The sequence below is a fragment of the Taylorella equigenitalis ATCC 35865 genome (genome assembly GCF_000276685.1).
GTDB classification, from domain to species: domain Bacteria; phylum Pseudomonadota; class Gammaproteobacteria; order Burkholderiales; family Burkholderiaceae_B; genus Taylorella; species Taylorella equigenitalis.
On the sequence record NC_018108.1, the window covers coordinates 972,123 to 992,037 of the forward strand.

The 19,915-nt window shown below is 36.0% G+C and carries 19 protein-coding genes and 1 tRNA gene; 2 read left to right on the plus strand and 18 right to left on the minus strand.

From position 1 onward, the window contains the following. Positions 1-3: 3 nt before the first annotated feature. The 9 genes from KUI_RS04460 to ung all read right to left on the minus strand — a co-directional run bounded on the left by KUI_RS04460 (position 4) and on the right by ung (position 8,586). Positions 4-849 (minus strand): type II secretion system F family protein, encoded by an 846-nt coding sequence (locus KUI_RS04460; protein ID WP_013522652.1) that lies wholly within the window; start codon positions 847-849, stop codon positions 4-6. A 3-nt stretch (positions 850-852) separates the two neighbouring features. Then, positions 853-2,442, minus strand: coding sequence for an ATPase, T2SS/T4P/T4SS family (locus tag KUI_RS04465; RefSeq protein ID WP_014840401.1), 1,590 nt, complete (start codon positions 2,440-2,442; stop codon positions 853-855). After that, entirely contained in the window at positions 2,439-3,965 is a 1,527-nt protein-coding gene (locus KUI_RS04470) for a type II and III secretion system protein family protein (protein ID WP_014840402.1), read from the minus strand. The genes KUI_RS04465 and KUI_RS04470 overlap by 4 nt, the downstream gene beginning before the upstream one ends. Beyond that, on the minus strand, positions 3,955-4,932 hold the full coding sequence (gene cpaB / locus KUI_RS04475; protein ID WP_013522655.1) for a Flp pilus assembly protein CpaB: 978 nt from the start codon (positions 4,930-4,932) through the stop codon (positions 3,955-3,957). The genes KUI_RS04470 and cpaB overlap by 11 nt, the downstream gene beginning before the upstream one ends. A 9-nt stretch (positions 4,933-4,941) precedes the next feature. Further along, positions 4,942-5,622, minus strand: coding sequence for a hypothetical protein (locus KUI_RS04480; protein WP_014840403.1), 681 nt, complete (start codon positions 5,620-5,622; stop codon positions 4,942-4,944). 5 nt (positions 5,623-5,627) lie between these two features. Continuing rightward, the gene (locus tag KUI_RS04485) at positions 5,628-6,245 is read right to left on the minus strand and encodes a hypothetical protein (RefSeq protein ID WP_013522657.1); all 618 of its coding nucleotides are present in this window, start codon (positions 6,243-6,245) and stop codon (positions 5,628-5,630) included. Next, entirely contained in the window at positions 6,236-7,510 is a 1,275-nt protein-coding gene (locus KUI_RS04490) for a Tad domain-containing protein (protein WP_014840404.1), read from the minus strand. Before KUI_RS04490 ends, KUI_RS04485 begins: the two co-directional genes overlap by 10 nt. Positions 7,511-7,512: 2 nt before the next feature. Further along, entirely contained in the window at positions 7,513-7,821 is a 309-nt protein-coding gene (locus tag KUI_RS04495) for a Flp family type IVb pilin (protein ID WP_013522659.1), read from the minus strand. An 87-nt stretch (positions 7,822-7,908) separates the two neighbouring features. Further along, the gene (gene ung / locus KUI_RS04500) at positions 7,909-8,586 is read right to left on the minus strand and encodes a uracil-DNA glycosylase (RefSeq protein WP_013522660.1); all 678 of its coding nucleotides are present in this window, start codon (positions 8,584-8,586) and stop codon (positions 7,909-7,911) included. Positions 8,587-8,620: 34 nt separating this feature from the next. Between ung and KUI_RS04505 the strand changes: the two genes are divergently transcribed. Both KUI_RS04505 and KUI_RS04510 read left to right on the plus strand, forming a co-directional pair. Further along, positions 8,621-8,697 (plus strand) — tRNA-Val (locus KUI_RS04505). A gap of 62 nt (positions 8,698-8,759) precedes the next feature. Continuing rightward, positions 8,760-9,374: a tetratricopeptide repeat protein gene (locus KUI_RS04510; RefSeq protein WP_013522666.1), complete on the plus strand. Its 615-nt coding sequence runs from the start codon at positions 8,760-8,762 to the stop codon at positions 9,372-9,374. 8 nt (positions 9,375-9,382) lie between these two features. On the opposite strand, the gene rpoD is transcribed toward KUI_RS04510, so the two are convergent. The 9 genes from rpoD to hfq form a co-directional block, all read right to left on the minus strand. Next, positions 9,383-11,680, minus strand: coding sequence for an RNA polymerase sigma factor RpoD (rpoD, locus tag KUI_RS04515; protein ID WP_406848864.1), 2,298 nt, complete (start codon positions 11,678-11,680; stop codon positions 9,383-9,385). A 462-nt stretch (positions 11,681-12,142) separates the two neighbouring features. Further along, positions 12,143-13,927, minus strand: a complete 1,785-nt coding sequence (dnaG, locus tag KUI_RS04520) for a DNA primase (RefSeq protein WP_014840406.1) — start codon at positions 13,925-13,927, stop codon at positions 12,143-12,145. A gap of 72 nt (positions 13,928-13,999) precedes the next feature. Beyond that, positions 14,000-14,212, minus strand: coding sequence for a 30S ribosomal protein S21 (gene rpsU / locus KUI_RS04525; RefSeq protein WP_013522669.1), 213 nt, complete (start codon positions 14,210-14,212; stop codon positions 14,000-14,002). A gap of 169 nt (positions 14,213-14,381) precedes the next feature. Continuing rightward, positions 14,382-14,933, minus strand: coding sequence for a phosphoribosyltransferase (locus KUI_RS04530; protein WP_013522670.1), 552 nt, complete (start codon positions 14,931-14,933; stop codon positions 14,382-14,384). 3 nt (positions 14,934-14,936) lie between these two features. After that, the gene (locus KUI_RS04535; protein WP_044953967.1) at positions 14,937-16,229 is read right to left on the minus strand and encodes an adenylosuccinate synthase; all 1,293 of its coding nucleotides are present in this window, start codon (positions 16,227-16,229) and stop codon (positions 14,937-14,939) included. A 6-nt stretch (positions 16,230-16,235) separates the two neighbouring features. Continuing rightward, a complete protein-coding gene (hflC, locus tag KUI_RS04540) occupies positions 16,236-17,117 on the minus strand; it encodes a protease modulator HflC (protein ID WP_013522672.1) in 882 nt (293 codons plus the stop codon). 9 nt (positions 17,118-17,126) lie between these two features. Next, complete coding sequence (gene hflK / locus KUI_RS04545; protein WP_013522673.1) at positions 17,127-18,443, minus strand: FtsH protease activity modulator HflK; 1,317 nt, start codon at positions 18,441-18,443, stop codon at positions 17,127-17,129. A gap of 12 nt (positions 18,444-18,455) precedes the next feature. Continuing rightward, a complete protein-coding gene (hflX, locus tag KUI_RS04550) occupies positions 18,456-19,523 on the minus strand; it encodes a GTPase HflX (protein ID WP_013522674.1) in 1,068 nt (355 codons plus the stop codon). A gap of 48 nt (positions 19,524-19,571) precedes the next feature. Continuing rightward, positions 19,572-19,847, minus strand: coding sequence for an RNA chaperone Hfq (gene hfq / locus KUI_RS04555; protein ID WP_013522675.1), 276 nt, complete (start codon positions 19,845-19,847; stop codon positions 19,572-19,574). Positions 19,848-19,915: the final 68 nt, after the last annotated feature.

The window sequence follows — 19,915 nt, forward strand, 5'->3', positions numbered from 1 at the left end:
ACATCATATAACTCTAATTTTCATAAGTTTTTTCATAGTTAGAAAGCCACCAATTTCCATTATTACAATTAGGGCTAGGGCAAAATATCCATATTTATGCTCCCAAAAATAATTAGTTAGATTTGGAGCCACTACTGATAACACCATAAGTAGAAATATTGGAAGTAAAGTCATAATCCAGGACTGCATTCTGCTTTGACTTGTAAGTGCATCAATCTTCTTTATAAGCAAATTATTTTCTCGCATATTAGTAGAGAGAACCTCTAGCATGTTGGCTAAATTACCCCCAGTTTTATATGAAACTTTTACTAGAGTTACGAATTGGCTCATATTCATTGAAGGGTTTCTTTGTAGTAAAACAGTTAAACTTTCTTCAACAGAACTACCTAATCTAATCTGGTGTAAAAATAATGCAAATTCTTGAGAAATAGGTTTTTCGCTCGTTTCATTAATTAACTTAATAGAATGCTGTAGACCAGCTCCTGATTTAAGGGCGTTTGATAGGGATAATAAAAAATCTGGAAACTGCTGTATTAATTTCTTTTGACGTTTTTTTATTAACCACTTAGCTCCTAGTGGAGGAAGAATTAGAATCACTACAGCAAAAACTATTGAAAACATCCAAGATCGAGTAAGCAAGTATATAAATAAACCAACACACACTGATGCAACGGCAGCCATAGTCCAAATCTTACTACTTGGTATCAATATAAAACTTTCCCAAAGACTTTGACCAAGCGACATATTAAAAGTTTTTTTGTAGCGATCAAGTATTTTTGATCCTATCCAAAACAATACTACAAAAACTAGTGTCAGCGATATTGCCAAAATAAAAATAAAGTAATCCATTTCTTATATGAACATAGTTTGAGGGATGGGCTGACCGTTTTCTCTGAGATTTTCAAAAGCAGATGGCATCAGACCCGAGTAAATAAAAGTACTAGAGGATTTTTTATAGCTATAGAGTTCTTGAAGTTGAATTATGCCCGAATCTACTCCACCAACTTCAACAATACTTGAGATGATTCTTCTACCATCATTAAGTCTAGTTAGTTGAACTATAAAATTTACGCTACTTGCAATATGTTCTCTGATTGCACTTAATGGCAACTCCATTGAAGCCATTAATATCATAGTCTCAAGCCGATTTAATGCTTCTCTTGGACTATTTGCATGAAGCGTCGATAGGCTTCCCTCATGCCCAGTATTCATAGCAGATAGCATTTCGAAGGCTTCCGCTCCCCTACATTCTCCAACTACAATTCTGTCAGGTCTCATACGAAGGGCGTTTCTTAGAAGATCCCTAATAGTTACTAAACCCTGTCCCTCTGCATTAGCTGGTCGTGACTCTAAACTAACAGTATGTGGATGTTGTAATTGAAGTTCAGCCGCATCTTCTATAGTAATAAGTCTCTCTGTATGAGGTATAGCCGCTGTCAAGATATTTAGTACTGTGGTTTTACCAGTGCCAGTCCCTCCAGAAATCAAAATATTCATTTTGTTTAAGACAGCAAAATTTAAAAAGCTAGCCATCTCGGATGTCATAGTCCCCTTTTCGATTAAAGCCTTTACACCTAATATTTTTTTTGAAAATTTACGAATATTTATGCTGGCACCTTTTAGGGCTATAGGCGGTATCACTGCATTTACTCGCGAGCCGTCCTTTAATCTTGCATCTACCATGGGAGAATTTTCATCTATGCGTCGCCCTAATGGTGATACGATGCGGTCAATCACACTAAGAACAGCAGATTCACCAGAAAATGAAACTCCCGTTTTTTGTAGCTTTCCGCTTTTTTCAACGTAAATATCCTTATATGAGTTGACCATAATCTCACTAACATTTTCATCTTCTAAAAGCTCTTCTAACGGACCCAATCCAAAAGCTTCATTGATTACAAGCTTCTTAAGCTCATCTTTAGGATAAGCTGAAAATCTCTCGTCTCCAGTTTCAAAAATATTTTCCAAAACACTATCGGCTCTAGCTTTTAAATCTGTAGTAGATTCGTGAGAAGATTTAAGCTTTCTAAGATCCATTGCTGACAGTAATTCTCCGTGCAAAATTCTCAAAATATTTGAAGGAACCTTCTGTCTAACTTCATTTAAAACATCTATATTTTGGGTGGCAATGTTCCCGTTATTTTCCTTTTTCTGAGGAACTTGAAGAACCTTCATTTTGCAAGGTCCAATAATTAGCTCATCACCGATTTTTAATTTTTGTTGCTCTTGTATTTTTCTCCCATTTACAAACACCCCAAGTAAAGAATAATTATCGTTGATAAAGGTAGCCCCATCATCAAGAGTAATCGTCGCATGAAGCTTTGACACCCTCCACGATTTAATAACCAATTGATTGTCCTCTGACTTACCTATTTTTATTGGTAGTGGTAGGATTACTTTTTTCTTTGTTCCATTTTCGTATGTAACATCTAACTCAATCATCTTCTTATCCTCCTAGCTTTGATTCTCTTGGTCCTTGAGGCTTTGCGTGATAGCTTTAATTTTGTAGGAGAAGGCTTTTGGATATATCTTTCTGGAAATGCTTTAGTTAATGGTATATGTTCTACTGGAGCTAAGTAATGAGTCTTAGATTGAGTTTTAATATATTTAATATGTCTTTTTTCAGACTTATAATATTTCTCGGGTTCATCTTGAATAGGCACATTCAGAATAGGTTGTTGTTCAAATGTGGAATCTAACACAGACTTAGTTCTATGAACTTTAGTCTTCATAGTTTTATCCCCTGGTTTAACAACGTAAGGTCTAACTATGATTACTAATTCCGTCTCATTATTTTGAAAGTTTCTAGATTTAAACAATTCTCCTAATATCGGTGTCTCAGCTATGCCAGGCACTTTCGTCATGCTTTGCATTTGATCTCTTGATATGAATCCAGAAATCACAATTGGCTCCCCAGATTTTGTATTGAATTCTGTTGAGGTCCTTCTAGTTTTGAGGGCTGGACCTCCATTTAAATTCATGGAAGTGTCTACTGTGCTTACTTCAACATTTATTTTTGATCTAACCGTTCCGTCACGTTGAATACGGGGTGTTATATTTAAACTAACGCCATAGGGTTTAAATACTGTTTGTGCTTGTCCTTTGTCATCAACCATTGAATATGGAACTTCACCTCCAGCTAGAAATTCTGCTGTAGTTCCGTTTCTAGCTGTGAGTTGAGGTTGAGCTAATACAACAGCCTGTCCTTCAACAGCCATAGCATTAATACTTGCATTTAAGAATGCGTTAATTCCACCAAAAAATGCTGGGTTCGCTATTGCACCAGCATTGCCAACACTATTAGCTAAAAGATTACTTTGATATGCAAATGCTTTTTTAGCTGTTGACCCTTCTAAGGTAGCACCAATTTGGACACCGCCCTCTGCCGTAGTCCCCCATCTCAATCCGAGTTGCTGAACGAATTGACGCGGTAGCTCAACGATTTGAACATCGATCATCAACATTTCATCCCAACCTACCTGGCTAGACATATCTATGATTTGCGGATAATGTTTTGTAAGTTGAACAACCTTTTCTCGGTCAAAGTCTGATAATTTATCACCCTCAACAATAACCTTATCAGCAATTACAGATGTTTTTACATTTGGAATTTTATTTAGAATTCTTTGAATATCTTTTAATAATTTATTTTGATTTGCTGACTCTATAACCACTCTGTAACTACTAATAGATCCCCCTTTATCCCAAACCTGTAAAGTTGTGAATCCTTCGCTAAGACCAAAGAGCACAAGCTCTTTATCGTCACTAGTGGTGGCATTTAGTAACTTACTATTTCCCACAGCTACACGACCAATACTTTGAAAGTTCAACACCTCTATTTGACCAATCTCCATTTTTATAGCTTTTGGCGTATTTGTCGTTTGAGCATAGGCTTCTTGATAAATTGTGGGAACGTGTAATAACAAAAAATTTAATATAAGAATCCTACTATATCTACTCTTCATCTACATCTTCCTCTCTTTTTGAGATTTCATTATCATTAGGGGTAGCGACTTCTTTTTTCTTAGCATTTTCAGAAATCCATGAGCTAACAATGTCTTCCTGTCCCGGGATATTTATTACTGATTGCTGTAGAATTTCTTCCTTAGTAGGTGTGTGGTCTTCGGAATTGTTAGCAATTTCTGTCATTTTTTTTGACCCTTGATCTCCATAGATAACTGACGCTTTTTTTCTAACTATAGGTCCACTTGTGGCAATGCCAAGTATGCTAGCCAAATCACCTTTCACACCTTTCTGACTTGCTTTTTTATCATCTGGATTTCTCAAAAAGGCTGTAATTACACCATCTTGACGAGCAGCAACTAATTTTGCTGCCTCTTCAGGAGATGTATCTAAAGTTACTGTTGAGAACTCACGTTCAGATCCATCGTTAGTTAGTTTCGATTCCTTATCAGTTGCTAATACTAGTACGCCCTGTAAAAGTGGTGCTGTTATATCTCTATTCCTATACTTAAAGGAAACGTATAAATCTATTAAATCGCCTGGCACAATCAAACCCGAAACTGAGTTAATGGTATCGACAGGCATAGTGACCGCCCGTCTTCCAACAGCAACTTTTTCAGAGAATGGACGTCTACTAACTGTGCTAGTGTGAGCCCACAAGACTGGATCTCCCGCTGTCAAAGGACTTGTAATAATCTTTCCCTCTATGCGTTCAAATTCATCTGGACTTAAACTGTCACTACTAACCCAATTTTCTGGAATATCACGCACTGCTAAAATTGACGAATCAATAATGGTTCCCTCAGGTATATCCCCTGCAGCTACTATTCTCGGAATCATCACTTGTCTATGATTCGCTTCAATTTGTGATATCTTTTCCTTCATATATTTGTTTGCTGAAAATGTAGCCAAAATTCCAGCTCCAATTGCAAACCCAGCTATATACCAAGATTTTCTTATCCTTATCATCTACGCCCCTTAATTAACAATACGGCTCACACTCAAATAATCACGATTCTTTAACCTAATTTTTGATAAGAATAGATTTTCATTTGATTTGTTTATCTTTTTTTGCCATGTACTTATCTCTTTATTTGGCAATGTTTTTTTGTAAGTTTCGAACCACCCTTCTTTAGCTAATTTATCTAAATACTGCATAAGTCCCTTTTCTCCTTTAATTTCATATATGTAAATTTGCTTATTGTTCATTTCGTTTGTAAATAGAAGTTCTAATTGATCTGGTAGATAATTTTTTTGCGGTACCCTACCAACTATTACGCTTGGTTTTAATATGCTTAAATATGCTTTTAACTTGAGCTTTTTATCTTTTAAAAAGCGTTCATAATCAGTAATAAGAAGGGATTCGCTTTGATGACTGTCTTCAGGAAAAATAAATAAATCTGAATCAACTGCATGTATAAAAGCATGATTTTTTTCGCAACTATCCAGTAAATTATCAAATGAATTCATTAAAGATAGTTCATATATCTCAAGATTAAGTCCGTTAATTTTGGTCTCATACAAAAGACTGCTATTTTTAATTTCAAGTTCAATCCAATCAATCTTTTCTACGGGATTTGAATGAGCTGTACTAATCAATAAAAGAAGACTTAATAAAGATAAAAATACAGTAAGAAGAAAATATTTAAATCTAACCATTTGGTCTACCACACTTTTTTATGATGATTTGGAATTTCTCCAATCCACTTGCTAAACGAGTCAAATGTTGGAAGTTTTCTCTTAAGTGGTTTATCTACTGCACTAATAAGTGCATTTGATTTCGAGCTTAATTTTTGTGTTTTTGAATTAGCATTCTTCCAAGCTGTTTTACTGCTTGAAGATCTGTCATGGGCGGACTTTGATGATGCTTCATTTGAAATATCAAAAAGTATTTTCAACTCTTCTCTAAGCATAAATTTTTCTGCTAGAAATTTACTTTTTGTTTTATCTTTGATTGTTTTAAATGAGGAAGCAGTGATGATTCCCTTATCTTGAATACCCCACTCCTCTCGAAGAATTTTAGATTTTGCTAATAGCTGACCAGGTTGTGCCTCATCACTTAAAGAATTTGCATTTGAATAATTGGTTTTATATAAACTTTTAGCCCCATCTCCAGTTCGAATTGCATACTGAAAAGCCATGTATCTACTATCGTTTTGTAAAGACTGTTTTTCGTTGATTAACTTTCCTACAAATGGAATAGCCAAGTAAAACATAACCATTACTATTAAAAGCACAAAGCTTTCCACAAGTGCCTGTCCTTTACGAGTATTTATTTCCATTGTCTTAACCTCGCAAGCCAATTAGGGTGCCATAAATTTGGTTTTTCATCCCAGTGCTTATATTGCTCAAAATAACTTTCAGCCGCAGATACAGTTTCTACCTGGTGACCAAAAACGTTTTTATCTTTCAGCCTTACCCTAAATGAAGTAGCTGATGCACTGTGATTGATAATATCTACAAAAGGGACCAAACCACCAGATGACCACTTTAGACCTTGCTTAATTGCATATGAATTAGCTAATCCATTTTCTTGAGTATCAAAAATATTCCATCCAGAAGTTTTTTCCTCTATCCATTTAAAAAATGTCATAGCTGAAAAATTTGACGGCGGATCTTTTACATGAGGTATGCTTTCACCAATATAACTTGAATCGTGGTTTGTATATCCCCAACCCATTGGATATTCACGGTAGTAGCACATAACCTTTAATCTAAGCCTCAGTGAATGAAAACTTTGAGTGTCAATTGATTCCCAATCACCATCCTTATTAAGTTTTGTTTCACCTCGACGGATTAATCTATGTCTCAAAGTAGGGCATGATTTATATATAGGTGTTAGAAAACTACTCTTTAGAAAATATCTTTTCTGTAGAAATTTATACTTTTCACTAACATCTCTAATAAAGCTTATATACTTCCCCTTAGGGTTGTAGATAACTGATATCTCAGGATTTTCTATATCCTCTATATTCCAGCTAATTGTTTTAAGATCATCTTTTGTGTAATTTGATTGAATAAGTTCAAATACAGCTTTCGAGCGCATATCAAGTTGCGTGTCATGAATTGCTTTACTAGTTTCAAAAAGAACTTCGTTAATTATTTTTTGATGACTTTCAAATTGATTTTTTAAATCAGCAATATGTGATGATGCCCCAAGTTGTGCCCTTTTGCCTTTTAAATAGGCTCTAGAATATTTACTTCCAAAAAATCTTTTTATTAATTCTGCTTGAGGGTTTCTTTTTGTGACTTGCTTACCCATATTTTGACCCCACTGAGTCCATGAGCCCTGAGTAATTAAATGAGCTAAAGCAATCTGATTTGCAGTTTGAGCTAAATTAATATATGCCTGCATATTTAAAGCCCTTGCTTGAACAATAGCCCCTGCATAGGCTGCCGAGTCCACAACATGTGTGAGTTTTGTGCGTTTAGAAATAATTTGACTATTTCTATACATACCCAAAAAACTTATAATCACGATGGCAATCAAGGCAAGGCCAAGCACTAAAACTTGACCTTTCCTATAGCCCAGGGGCATCTTAATCATTTCTAGCCACCAGCCTGCTTAGCATTACCGGTAAATGATTTAAGTGTTTTAGCTTTAGTCTGTGATTCAGCTTTCTTAGCTGCAGATTGAGCTTTCTTAGATTGAGAGGTTCCATCTTCGCCTGCAATCTCTTTAGCCATAGCCGCTGTTTGAGAGCGAATAACTTGACCGAAGAGTTGATAGACAGCAATGGCAGCTACTGATACCAAAGCTACGATGATTATGTACTCAGTCATACCTTGTCCTAATCTTTTTTTAAGACTTGGTTTTCTTACTAAAGTTTTTTTCTGATTTTGTAAAACGAGATGCATATTAGTCTCCTGTTAAAAAGGTGACTACAGTTTGCTTTATTTGACTTGAGCTGCCAATTCGTAAAAAATGCTACGGACAAAAATGTCCTACTTTAATTCCCACAAAATTGGGGACATGCCGTGGCTAATTAAATAGTTGTTTGCTTTCGTAAAATGGTTACACCCGAAAAACCCTCGGTAGGCTGAAAGCGGTGATGGATGCGGGCTTTCAAGAATTAAATGTTTTGATTTATCAATTAATTTTGATTTGGTTTTTGCATTGCCACCCCACAAAAGAAAAACTACGTTTTGACATGAAAAATTTATTTGAGAAATAGCATTTGTTGTAAATATTTCCCAACCCCAATTTTTATGAGAATTAGGTTTTCCTTGCTCTACTGTGAGTACGTCATTTAATAGCATGACACCTTGTTTTGCCCAACTTTCAAGGCACCCATGAGATGGGATTTTAAAATTATCAACAGAGTTTTTTAGCTCAGTAAAAATATTTTTAAGTGAAGGTGGCAATGCTACTCCATGCTGCACAGAAAATGCCAAACCATGAGCTTGACCTTCGTTGTAGTAAGGATCCTGCCCCAAAATAACAACTTTTATTTCCGTTAAAGGCGTTAATTTAAAAGCAGAAAATACCATATCTTCTGGCGGATAGACTGTTGTGCTAGAACGAGCATTATCAATCTTTGATACTAAAGAATCAAAATAAGCTAGCTCAATTTGAGAATCAAAAAAACTTTTCCAACTTGGATGGATATTATTGATATTCATATTAGATTTACAATACAATACCAATCTATTTTACAGGCGGTTAGCTCAGTTGGTTAGAGCGCTACGTTGACATCGTAGAGGTCGCTGGTTCAACTCCAGTATCGCCTACCACTATATCTCAAATTTTACCCATGCTAAACTTTTATATATCCACTATTTTTAAATAGTTTTGCATGTCAAAATTTTTCAAAAAATTCCTTAAAGTTATCACAGATTTTGCCATGGCTGAGACAAATGGTTTAGAAGCCATGGATTACAACATGGAGGAACTTTGTGAATTAGCTACTAAAGGTGATCCTAAGGCACAATATTATTTAGGACTTGCATACATATCAGGCTTTTATTTTCACAAAGATTTCAAAACTGGTCTTAAATGGCTAGTTCTTTCCGCAAATCAATATTATGTTCCAGCCGAAAGTAAGATTTCACAGTTGTTTTTGGCTGAAGCAGCTAAATATCCACGTTCTGAACTCGCTGAGCAAATAGCGAATTGGGCTGAAAATGCGGCTTATAGGTCAGATTCAAGTGCAAAAGGCGTTTGGGGTTACATGCTACTTGAGGGTATTGGAACTACAAAGGATTATAAGCAGTCTATATACTTTCTAAAACAAGCCGCTGATGAAGGTATTACCAAAGCACAATACCTATTGGGCAAGGTGTATTTTGAAGGAACTGGAGTGACTAGAGACTTGGGTATTGCCACCCATTATTTAGAAATGGCATCTTCAAATAAATATGGTCCAGCTAAAGAACTATTAGAAGACATCAAAAAGGGCCAGTTTAACTGACCCTAAATTTAACTGTTTTCCAAGAAACTCTTAAGCTTATCAGCCCTGCTTGGATGCCTTAATTTACGCAAAGCTTTAGCTTCAATCTGACGGATGCGTTCACGTGTCACATCAAATTGCTTACCCACTTCTTCGAGAGTTTGATCAGAACTCATACCTATACCAAATCTCATGCGAAGAACTTTACCCTCTCTTTGCGTCAAGGAGTTTATAACCTCATCAAACACCTCACTCATAGAACGTTGAAGTGCGGCTTCTTCAGGTGACAAGGTTGAAGTATCCTCAATAAAATCTCCAAGATGAGAATCATCATCATCGCCTATAGGAGTCTCCATAGAAATAGGATCTTTAGAAATCTTAAGTATTTTTCGTATTTTCTCTATAGGCATATCCATTTTTTCAGCAAGCATAGCTGAATCAGGCTCTACGCCAGTTTCTTGTAATATCTGACGAGTAATTCTATTAATTTTGTTAATAGTCTCAATCATATGTACTGGGATACGAATAATACGTGCTTGATCAGCGATTGAACGCGTGATAGCTTGACGAATCCACCAAGTAGCATAAGTTGAAAACTTATAACCCCTGCGGTACTCGAACTTATCAACGGCCTTCATAAGTCCTATATTACCTTCTTGAATAAGGTCTAAGAACTGTAAACCACGGTTTGTGTATTTTTTGGCAATGGAAATAACTAATCTCAAGTTAGCTTCAATCATCTCATGCTTAGCTTTCTTAGCTTTAGCTTCACCATTTACCATACGTTTGTTAACGTCTTTTAATTCCTTGATGGGAAGAATAACTTCTTTTTCAAGATCAATAAATTTTTGCTGAATCTCATGAATATCAGGAATAGAACGCTCAAGTTTTTCAGCATATTTAGGCTTTTTCTTAAGCTCATCATTAACCCATTCAAGATTGGTTTCATTCCCTGGGAATGAGTCAATAAAATGCTCCCGAGGCATACCAACTTTATCCACGCAAACACTAAGCATAGCTTTTTCTAATTCACGAACTCGCTCTATTTGCTTACGCAAAATCTCAGCAAGTTTTTCAACCATCTTAGCGGTAAATCTAACACCAGAAATTTCATCATGTATTTGCTGATTGGCCTTGTTGTATGCTTGTGATTGAAATCTTCCCTTCTCGTATTCAGCCTTCATTTTATCGAAAGCCTTTTGAACTCTATCAAACTTAGCTAGAGATTCCTCGCGAAGTTTCTCGATTTGAAGGCTACTCATGCCTCCAGTTTGAGCTTCTTCTGACTCTTCGTCAGCATCGGCAGCACCAGAACCAGCATACTCTTCGCCATCATCAGAAATTAATCCGTCCACGATTTCTTCGATTTGAGCTTTGCCATCTCTAACTTTTTGTATGTGCTCTAAAATTTCATTAATAGTAGTTGGAGAGTTGGCAATGGCCATAACCATATGCTTTAAACCCTCTTCTATTCGTTTAGCAATCTCAATTTCTTTTGTACGATTAAGAAGTTCAACAGAACCCATCTCACGCATATACATACGCACAGGGTCAGTAGTCCTACCAAATTCGGAATCTACAGTTGTAAGAGCCACTTCAGCTTCGTCATCTACGTCATCGTCATCGTTTACATTTGAAGGTTCCGCTAGAATTAAGTCCTCTGCATTAGGAGCTTCCTCATAAACAGGAATGCCCATGCTTTCAAGAGTTGAGACCATAGATTCCATCGCTTCAGAGTCAACGATATCATCCGATAACACGTCATTAATTTCGGCATAAGTTAGATACCCGTGATCCTTACCCTGTTTGATCAATGAACGAACTAACTGACGCCTTTCTTCGTCAGAGATTTTTTTACTTTCAGCTTTGGAACGAAAGGATTTAGAACCCTTAGAAGTAGAATCATCGATATCATCAAGACTTTCAGAGTCCTCATCTGATGGATCCCCTAAATCAAAATCTTCTGTAGATTTAGCTTGAGTTTTAGGTGCATTTTTGCTTCCAGGCTTACGACCACGTCTAGAAATTTTAGGCATGAAATCATCATCACTATCAATAGACATAAGTTCATCTATATCTCTATTAGAGACTATATTTCGTGTGGGTTTTGCTGTTGAAGTTTTAGACGTAACTTTTGAACTACTTTCTGTGGCAATGCTTTTTTTAGCAATTGATTTAGTTTTAATAGAAGTTTTGCTTAAAGGTTTAGCTTTTGTATTTGATTTTTCTATCTTTGTAGCAGAACTTGAACTAGCTCTTTTAGGTGCAACAGTTTTAGTTGACTTATCTTGAGCTTTAGCACTACTAGAGCTAGTACCCTTGGATATATTACTCTTGGAAGCTGGAGCTTTTGTAGATTCATTAGTACTAGACTTTGAAGTTTGTTTAACTGTCAATTTAGAAGCTGTCTTAGCCACAGACTTAGGGACTGACTTAGAAACTTTTTTAGTTGAAGTTTCTGCTTTTGTAGTTTTGAGACTAGGTTTAGCTTTAGTAGCTACAGGTTTTGATGCTACAGTTTTAGTGTTAGGTTTGGTAGCAGGCTTAGACATAGAGGCCTTTGTAGATTTAGCTGTAGTTTTAGGAGATGTCTTAGTTGCAGTAGGTTTCTTTAAGGAACTATTTTTAACCGAAGTTGTAGCCACACTTTTTGTAGCTTTACTTGAAGTTGAACCTTTAGTTGTACTTGCTGACTTAGTTGACTTAGTTAAAGCATCTTTTTTATCTTGCTTTTTCACGTCTTTACCTATCCCTTTGCTAATTTATGTAACCTTAAATTATAGCTTAAATTAATGATTTCTAAGTGCTATATATCTGCGATTTAACCTCTGAAGCATAGACTCTTTTTGAGAGTGCTCCAAATCCTCACGCTGAGCTATTTCACTCATTTCTGTCTGAATAAAATCTAACTCAACCCTCTGTAGTGTGTCCTTAAGAACTTCTTCAGGACTTTCAACCTCGTCCAAATTTAACGGACTCGATTCAATACTATCTAGAATTTGAAGTAAATCAACATCAATATCAACTTGATTTAAAAGCTGACTGTACACAGATATCTGGTGTTTATAAATTAAATTTATAAACTCGTGTACAAGTCTATATTTGGGGAATTTTTTTAGTATTTCAATATGCCTAGCTGATAATTTTTGGGTGAGGTAAGGATACATTGCCAACAGTTTAATAAATTTATATTCAAGTGGCTCAACAGAAACTTTAGAAGTGCGAGTGCTTTTCTTGATTTTTGTTTTTTTGTATGAGCGGTCTGCTTTCTTAAAATCTGTATCTGAAAGTCCTAAATCTGCTAAAAACTCTTCATGTGTGAGATTTAAAAGTTTGCTTACCTCTTTCTCCATTTGTGTTTTTATAGCAGATTTTGGAATGGTAGCAATCAAAGGCTTTACAAAACTATAACAACCAGCCCTACCCTCTGCTTCATTCAAATTAAAACGAGTTTTGAGCTCATCAAGCAGATAAATCGATAGAGGCTTAGAAGATTTAATCTGATTTTTAAATTGAGTACCACCATAAGCTCTCACGTATGAATCAGGATCATGCTCAGGAGGTAGAAATAAGAATCTTATTGAATGCCCTTCTTTTAATATAGGTAAACACTCATTTAAAGCCTTCCATGCAGCCTCTCTTCCTGCTGTGTCGCCGTCAAAGCAAAATATAATAGTACTAGTGTATCTATATAATTTTTGAATATGAGTTTGACTTGTAGCCGTGCCTAGAGTGGCAACGGCATAGTCAAAACCATGCTGACTTAGAGCTATTACGTCCATATAGCCTTCAACGACTAGGGCTTTTTTCTCTTTGATTATTCCTTTTTTATTTTCAAATAATCCGTAAAGCTCTTTACCTTTATGAAAAACCTCAGTTTCAGGAGAATTTAAATACTTAGGCTGATCATTATTCAAAGTTCGACCGCCAAACCCTATGGTCTTACCATTCTCATTCAAAATTGGAAACATTAGCCTATTTCTAAAACGATCCCTTTTTCTAAGCTCCTCATTTTGTAGAACAAGACCTACATCCATTAATAATTTGTCATCGTAATCGGGAAATTTATGGGCTAAATTTTTGTATTCAGAACCTGACCAACCTAGTGAAAATTTCTTTATTGAATCCTCGTTTAGCTCTCTTTTAGCAATGTAAGTTTTAGCCTCTTTGCTGTCTTGTAAATTAAAAACGTAATATTCTTGAGCTTGCAAGAGGCAGTCGCACATAAGCTCTTGACGTGATTTTTTATTCTTTAATTCTTGTTGTTCTCTTTCAGTAAGCCTGTGCCTTTTGGGCATTTCAAGACCAAGCTTATCTGCTAAATATTTGCAAGCTTCAGGAAATGTCATGCCGTTATACTTCATCAAAAAAGTAATAACATTACCGCTTTCTCCACAACTGAAGCACTTATAAATTTGCTTAGCTGAATTAACGGAAAATGAAGGTCGCTTTTCATTATGAAAAGGGCATAAACCGATGTAGCTAGCTCCTGACTTTCTTAAGGTTAAATATCCTCCGATAATATCTACTATATTGGTTCTACTTAGGAGCTCGTTAGTAAAGGAATCAGACATATAAAAAAATAAAAAATGCAGCTAAACCCAGAAGTGATTAGCTGCATATTTTAAACTAAACTAAAGATGTATTTAGTATAGGCGCGGTGGTAATTGCTGGCTACGGATACGCTTGTGATGACGCTTAACAGCAGCTGCGTGTTTACGCTTACGCTCTGTAGTTGGCTTTTCATAAAACTCGCGAGCACGAAGATCAGTTAGTAAACCAGTTTTTTCGATAGTGCGCTTAAATCGACGCAAAGCCGATTCAAATTGTTCATTTTCTTTAAGGCGAACACTAGGCATAAATAATAAAATTCCTAAAAATTAATTTTTATAAAAGATAAGTTTTTTGCCCAGCAAATAAAAATTCACCACCTAAAATGCTGGGAGAGCATATTATTAGTAAAGTCTATCATTTTAAGATAGACTTTTGTTTATTGTCAATAGGTTAAGTTGGCTTGTGACCTAAATGCTACTTTTCGGGATGTCCTTTTCGAATCCAAGCTTCTAATTGATGTGGTCTAATAGAATCGTACTCTTCAAAAGGCTGATGAATCCATGGATTAGTTGGTAGTTTTTCTATATAGAAATCGGGGGTAATTGTCGAATGCCCCTTCCACCATAAGACTGCCGATTTCATCTCTTTAATCTGAGGGAATTCTGACTTTAAATGGTCTTGTACTTTGCTAAAAGTTAGACCTGTGTCTACCATATCATCAACTAACAATACTCTACCTTCAAGAGTGCCTTTAGTAATAGTAATAAATTTGGCAATATCAAGCTGCCCTTGTACAGTACCTGCAACTTCACGGTATGAGCTAGTAGCAAGTATACCTAATGGAACATCAAAAATTCTTGAAAGTACATCCCCTACTCTAACACCTCCTCTAGCTAAACATATGATTTGGTCAAACGCCCAGCCAGACTTATAAACTTCAAATGCCAATCTTTCAATAAGATGATTGTATTCATCCCACGACACCCATAAGTCGCTTTCTGTACTTTGTGGAAAATTAGAAGTCATATACTATTCCAAAGGATTTTTTAACATAATAGTTTCTTTACGGTCAGGTCCTGTAGAAATTAGGGCAATATCCACACCACTTACCTCTTCCATACGTTTTAAATATTTTTTAGCATTTTGAGGTAAATTATCATACTCGGTAACCCCCTTAGTGGATTCATTCCATCCAGGCATCATTTCTAAAACAGGCTTAACCTTAGACACCTTTGAAGCTCCATATGGAAGTACATCTATAACCTTTCCGTCTAACTCATAGCCGACACAAATACCTACTTCACTAAGACCATCAAGAACATCAAGCTTAGTAACACAAAGACCCGAAATACCATTAAAAATAGCTGACCTCTTAAGTGCAACAGCATCAAACCAACCGCATCTACGCGGTCTTCCTGTTACAGAGCCGAATTCCTGTCCTACTTTGGCAATATGATCGCCAAGTTCACCAATTAATTCAGTTGGAAAAGGTCCAGATCCAACTCTAGTTGTATATGCCTTAGTGATACCTAGGATGTAATTCAAGTGATGAGGTCCAATGCCAGCACCAGCAGAAGCTGTACCTGCAGCGCAATTACTACTAGTTACAAACGGATAGGTACCATGGTCGATATCTAACAAGGATCCTTGTGCTCCCTCAAATAAAAAGTTCTTACCTTCATTTAAGTGGTTGTACAAATCTAGGGAAACATCGTCAACCATAGGTTTGAGTTCATCACCCCAATCCTTTAATTTTGCAAATAACGGCTCAAACTCTATCTCTGAGGCCTTATATCTTTCTTTAAGAATAAAGTTGTGATAACTAAGAACAGAACGCAATTTCGTTTCAAGAACTTCTAGATCATACAAATCCTGCACTCTTATCGCTCTTCTTGCAACTTTATCTTCGTAAGCAGGTCCTATACCACGACCAGTTGTTCCTATTTTATTATCACCTCTAGCAGCCTCTCTAACCTGATCTATTGCTATATGATATGGCAATACCAAAGTGGCCGCTTCAGAAATATGAAGCCTTGATCTAACTTCTACACCAGCAACTTCAAGCTCACTAATTTCACCCAAAATAGCTTCTGGACTAAGTACTACACCATTACCGATAAAACATTGGGTATTTGGATGCATAATGCCTGAAGGTATAAGACGTAAAATCGTTTTTTTACCGTTAATCCATAGTGTATGACCAGCATTATGACCACCTTGGAATCTAACAACTCCATATACACTTTCTGATAACCAATCGACGATTTTACCTTTGCCTTCATCACCCCATTGGGTACCAATTACAACAACATTTTTCATAATTAAACCTTAGTTTGAATTTTCCTGAGATGATTGTTTTAGGTACTTAAAGAAATCCGAGCTTGGATCGATAACCATAACATCCTTATCTTGTGAAAAGATATTTTTATAAGCATTAAGACTGTTATAAAAACTATAGAACTCTGGATTTTTACCATAAGCTGAAGCGTAAATTTCAGTAGCTTTAGCGTCACCACTTCCCTTTGTATTTTCAGCTTCAGCTTGTGCTTGAGCAAGAATTTCCTTAACTTGTCTATCAGCATTGGCCCTTATTTTTTCGGATTCTGCAAAACCATTAGCTCTTAAACTATTTGCCTCTTCTTTACGTTCGGCCTGCATACGGTTATAAACTGAATCGGACACCTCTTGAGAAAACTCAATTCTTTTTAGTCTTACGTCAACTACTTGAATTCCAAGAGGTTTAGCTCTTTCTTCTACATTTTTTAGAATTTCTGCCATAACAACATCACGCTCTTGTGAAATAACAGCTCGTACAGTCCTAGTATTTACAGAGGCATTTAATGCATCTCGTATCTGAGCTCCTAAACGGGATTGTGCATTTTCAGCACTAGGTCCGAATGATATATAAAATCTTAGAGGATCGTTAATTCTCCATTTAATATATGAGTCAATAATTAAATTTTTCTTTTCAGATGTCTGAATCCTTTCAGTATCTCCTGACTCAATTGTTTGGACCCTTTTGTCCAAATAAATTACATTTTGGAATGGAGATGGCCATTTAAAATGCAATCCAGGCTGACTGATAGTTCTTTGCCACTCACCTAATTTGAATACTAAAGCATAATCACGTTCACCTACTATAAATAGAGTAGATGATATGAACCATGCAAGAATACCAAGAAATATAATACCTAAAATTGAACGATTCATAACTACCTCTTAGCGAACACGGTTACGATTAAGAGCTCGGGATCTGATATCCTGCTTATCAATAATTTTATTAGCCTCATCCTCCACAGAAGTAGAATTATCCTTTTGTTCAATCTCTGGTATATAACCTTCAGATACTCTATTAAAATTAGTTCTAGTTGAGGCAGATAGTTTATCTATGGGTAGATAAAGTAGAGGTGAGTTATTTTTTGAATCTACCAAAATTTTGGGAGTATTTTTTAATAATTCCTCCATAGACGATAAGTACATCCTCTCACGGGTAATTTCTGGAGAATTTGTAAATTCAGTTTCAATTTTTTTGAACCTCTCAGCTTCACCAGTAGCTTTTTGAATAACAACTGCTTTATAACCTTCTGCCTCTTGTTGAATACGAGAGGCACGTCCCCGTGCTTCTGGGATAACTTTACTTGCGTAGGCATAACCTTCATTTTTCTGACGCTCATAATCCTGACCCGCTTTAATTGCATCTTCAAATGCAGCTTGAACCTGCTCTGGTGGTTGAACGTTTTGAATAGCTACAGTTATAACTTCAATACCAGTTTTATACCTATCAAGAATTTGTTGCATCAATTTTCTTACATCTATAGCTGCTTGAGTTCTACTTTCATATAAAATCTTATTCATGGATTGCTTACCAACAATTTCACGCATAGCAGTTTCAGCAGCTTGCCTTACTGATTCATCAGGAGCTCTAGTTTCAAATAAATAATTTGCAGCAGGACTATTTTTGCCATTTGTCCCTTGCATATCTGCTTTTAAACGATACTGAACGTCAAACTGAACATCAACAATATTCTCGTCCTCAGTTAGCATTAAAGCCTCTGGTAGAACTTTATTTCTAGCATTATCTCTATAGCCAACAGAAAAAGATCTAACACGAGATATATCTACAATCTCAACATTTTCAATTGGTGTTGGTATATGCCACTGAAACCCAGGGGCAACGGTTCTCGAGTACTTTCCAAATTGAGTTACAACACCAACTTGGCCTTCTTTAACAATATAAAAGCCACTAATTAGCCAGGCGATAAGAAGACCAATAATAATTACGAAAAAGCCAAACTTAGATAAAATCTTTGAAGTTGGTTTTTTAGGACCACCTGGAGGGACTCTACCAAAATTACCCCTACGCTTCGAATCCTTATCGAACATACCTTTTAGTTTATTTGCTAAATCTCCAAACACCTGATCTAGTTCAGGAGGAGCATCACTCCTTGGTTGTTTTGGATTTTCTTTTGGGTTTTCTGAGGACTGACCTTTGCCCCAGTCGGGATCATTAAGATTTGCGATCAAATTGTCTTTCAATGGAAATTTTCCCTAAATGTTACTTTTAAATTCTGCGATTGCTTTACGCAATAAATTCATACCTTCACGAGTTTTAGAACTCACAAATATTCGGTTTATTTTACCTTGTTCATCGGTTTCTATTCTAGCTCCCTGCTCGAGAAGGTCAATTTTGTTATACACCAGTATTGTTGGTATATCTTCAGCATTAATTTCTTTCAAAACCTTATTTACTTCAAGAATTTGCTCATCTCTTTGAGGATTTGCGGCATCTACTACATGAAATAATAAATCTGCATGTACAGTTTCTTCTAACGTGGCCTTAAATGCGGCAATTAAAGTTGTAGGCAAGTCTCTAATAAATCCGACAGTATCTGAAATTGTGACCTGACCAACATCTTCTATCCAAATCCTTCTGGTAGTCGTGTCCAATGTAGCAAATAATTGATCTGCCTCATAAGTGCCTGCACGTGTCAATGCATTGAATAAAGTGGATTTTCCAGCATTTGTGTAGCCAACTAGAGAAACTGAAAGCATATTTGATCTAGCTCTTGCTCTTCTTTGAGTAAGCCTCTGGGTATCTAATTTAGCAAGTCGCTCTTTAAGTTGCTTTACTTTATCCCCAATCATACGTCGATCCATTTCAAGTTGAGACTCACCTGGTCCACGCATACCAATACCCCCTCTTTGACGCTCCAAGTGAGTCCAAAGACGAGTTAGCCGAGTAATCAAATGCTGAAGTTGAGCTAATTCAACTTGAAGTTTACCTTCATGGCTTTTAGCCCTAAGAGCAAATATATCAAGAATTAAAGTGACCCTATCAATAACACGCAATCCAAATGCTCGCTCTAGATTTCTTTGTTGAGCTGGACTAAGAGCCTGATCAAAAAGGATAATTTCTGGTTTATAAATAGAAATTAAACCAACAACCTCTTCCACTTTACCGCTTCCGATAAAGAATTTAGCATCTGGTTTGTCTCGCTTTGCAACAACAGTTTCAAGTATCTGTGCTCCAGCACCCGTTGCTAACATTTGAAATTCACTTAAATGAGAGTCGAAGTTTGAATCGTTAAAATTAACGCTAATTACTATTGCTTTCATCAATATAGTGAACTCCACCAATTACATGGTGGACTAAATCTAAACTCCTTAGATTGGTTCTTCAGATTCAGAGTTTTCAACTACTTCAGTAAATTCTGTTATTTCATTTGGAAATGGGACAGCTCGTGCTGGTACTACTGTAGAAATTGCATGCTTATATACCATTTGAGTTACAGTATTTCTTAATAGGATTACATACTGATCGAAGGACTCAACTTGTCCTTGTAATTTAATACCATTAACTAGATAGATCGAAACAGGAATATGCTCTTTTCTTAGGGCATTAAGGAAAGGATCTTGTAGTGTTTGTCCTTTAAAACTCATTGTAAGTGCTCCGTGTTGTTTTTATAAAAGCAAGTTAGTTAGTTCATATTAACGTAAGAAAATTTAAC

What these genes read in the sequence shown, in the direction of transcription:
- KUI_RS04460 (WP_013522652.1), bottom strand. Translation starts at nt 849, where the DNA reads ATGGATTACTTTATTTTTATTTTGGCAATATCGCTGACACTAGTTTTT.
- KUI_RS04465 (WP_014840401.1), bottom strand. Translation starts at nt 2,442, where the DNA reads ATGATTGAGTTAGATGTTACATACGAAAATGGAACAAAGAAAAAAGTA.
- KUI_RS04470 (WP_014840402.1), bottom strand. Translation starts at nt 3,965, where the DNA reads ATGAAGAGTAGATATAGTAGGATTCTTATATTAAATTTTTTGTTATTA.
- cpaB (WP_013522655.1), bottom strand. Translation starts at nt 4,932, where the DNA reads ATGATAAGGATAAGAAAATCTTGGTATATAGCTGGGTTTGCAATTGGA.
- KUI_RS04480 (WP_014840403.1), bottom strand. Translation starts at nt 5,622, where the DNA reads ATGGTTAGATTTAAATATTTTCTTCTTACTGTATTTTTATCTTTATTA.
- KUI_RS04485 (WP_013522657.1), bottom strand. Translation starts at nt 6,245, where the DNA reads ATGGAAATAAATACTCGTAAAGGACAGGCACTTGTGGAAAGCTTTGTG.
- KUI_RS04490 (WP_014840404.1), bottom strand. Translation starts at nt 7,510, where the DNA reads ATGATTAAGATGCCCCTGGGCTATAGGAAAGGTCAAGTTTTAGTGCTT.
- KUI_RS04495 (WP_013522659.1), bottom strand. Translation starts at nt 7,821, where the DNA reads ATGCATCTCGTTTTACAAAATCAGAAAAAAACTTTAGTAAGAAAACCA.
- ung (WP_013522660.1), bottom strand. Translation starts at nt 8,586, where the DNA reads ATGAATATCAATAATATCCATCCAAGTTGGAAAAGTTTTTTTGATTCT.
- KUI_RS04510 (WP_013522666.1), top strand. Translation starts at nt 8,760, where the DNA reads ATGTCAAAATTTTTCAAAAAATTCCTTAAAGTTATCACAGATTTTGCC.
- dnaG (WP_014840406.1), bottom strand. Translation starts at nt 13,927, where the DNA reads ATGTCTGATTCCTTTACTAACGAGCTCCTAAGTAGAACCAATATAGTA.
- rpsU (WP_013522669.1), bottom strand. Translation starts at nt 14,212, where the DNA reads ATGCCTAGTGTTCGCCTTAAAGAAAATGAACAATTTGAATCGGCTTTG.
- KUI_RS04530 (WP_013522670.1), bottom strand. Translation starts at nt 14,933, where the DNA reads ATGACTTCTAATTTTCCACAAAGTACAGAAAGCGACTTATGGGTGTCG.
- hflC (WP_013522672.1), bottom strand. Translation starts at nt 17,117, where the DNA reads ATGAATCGTTCAATTTTAGGTATTATATTTCTTGGTATTCTTGCATGG.
- hflX (WP_013522674.1), bottom strand. Translation starts at nt 19,523, where the DNA reads ATGAAAGCAATAGTAATTAGCGTTAATTTTAACGATTCAAACTTCGAC.
- hfq (WP_013522675.1), bottom strand. Translation starts at nt 19,847, where the DNA reads ATGAGTTTTAAAGGACAAACACTACAAGATCCTTTCCTTAATGCCCTA.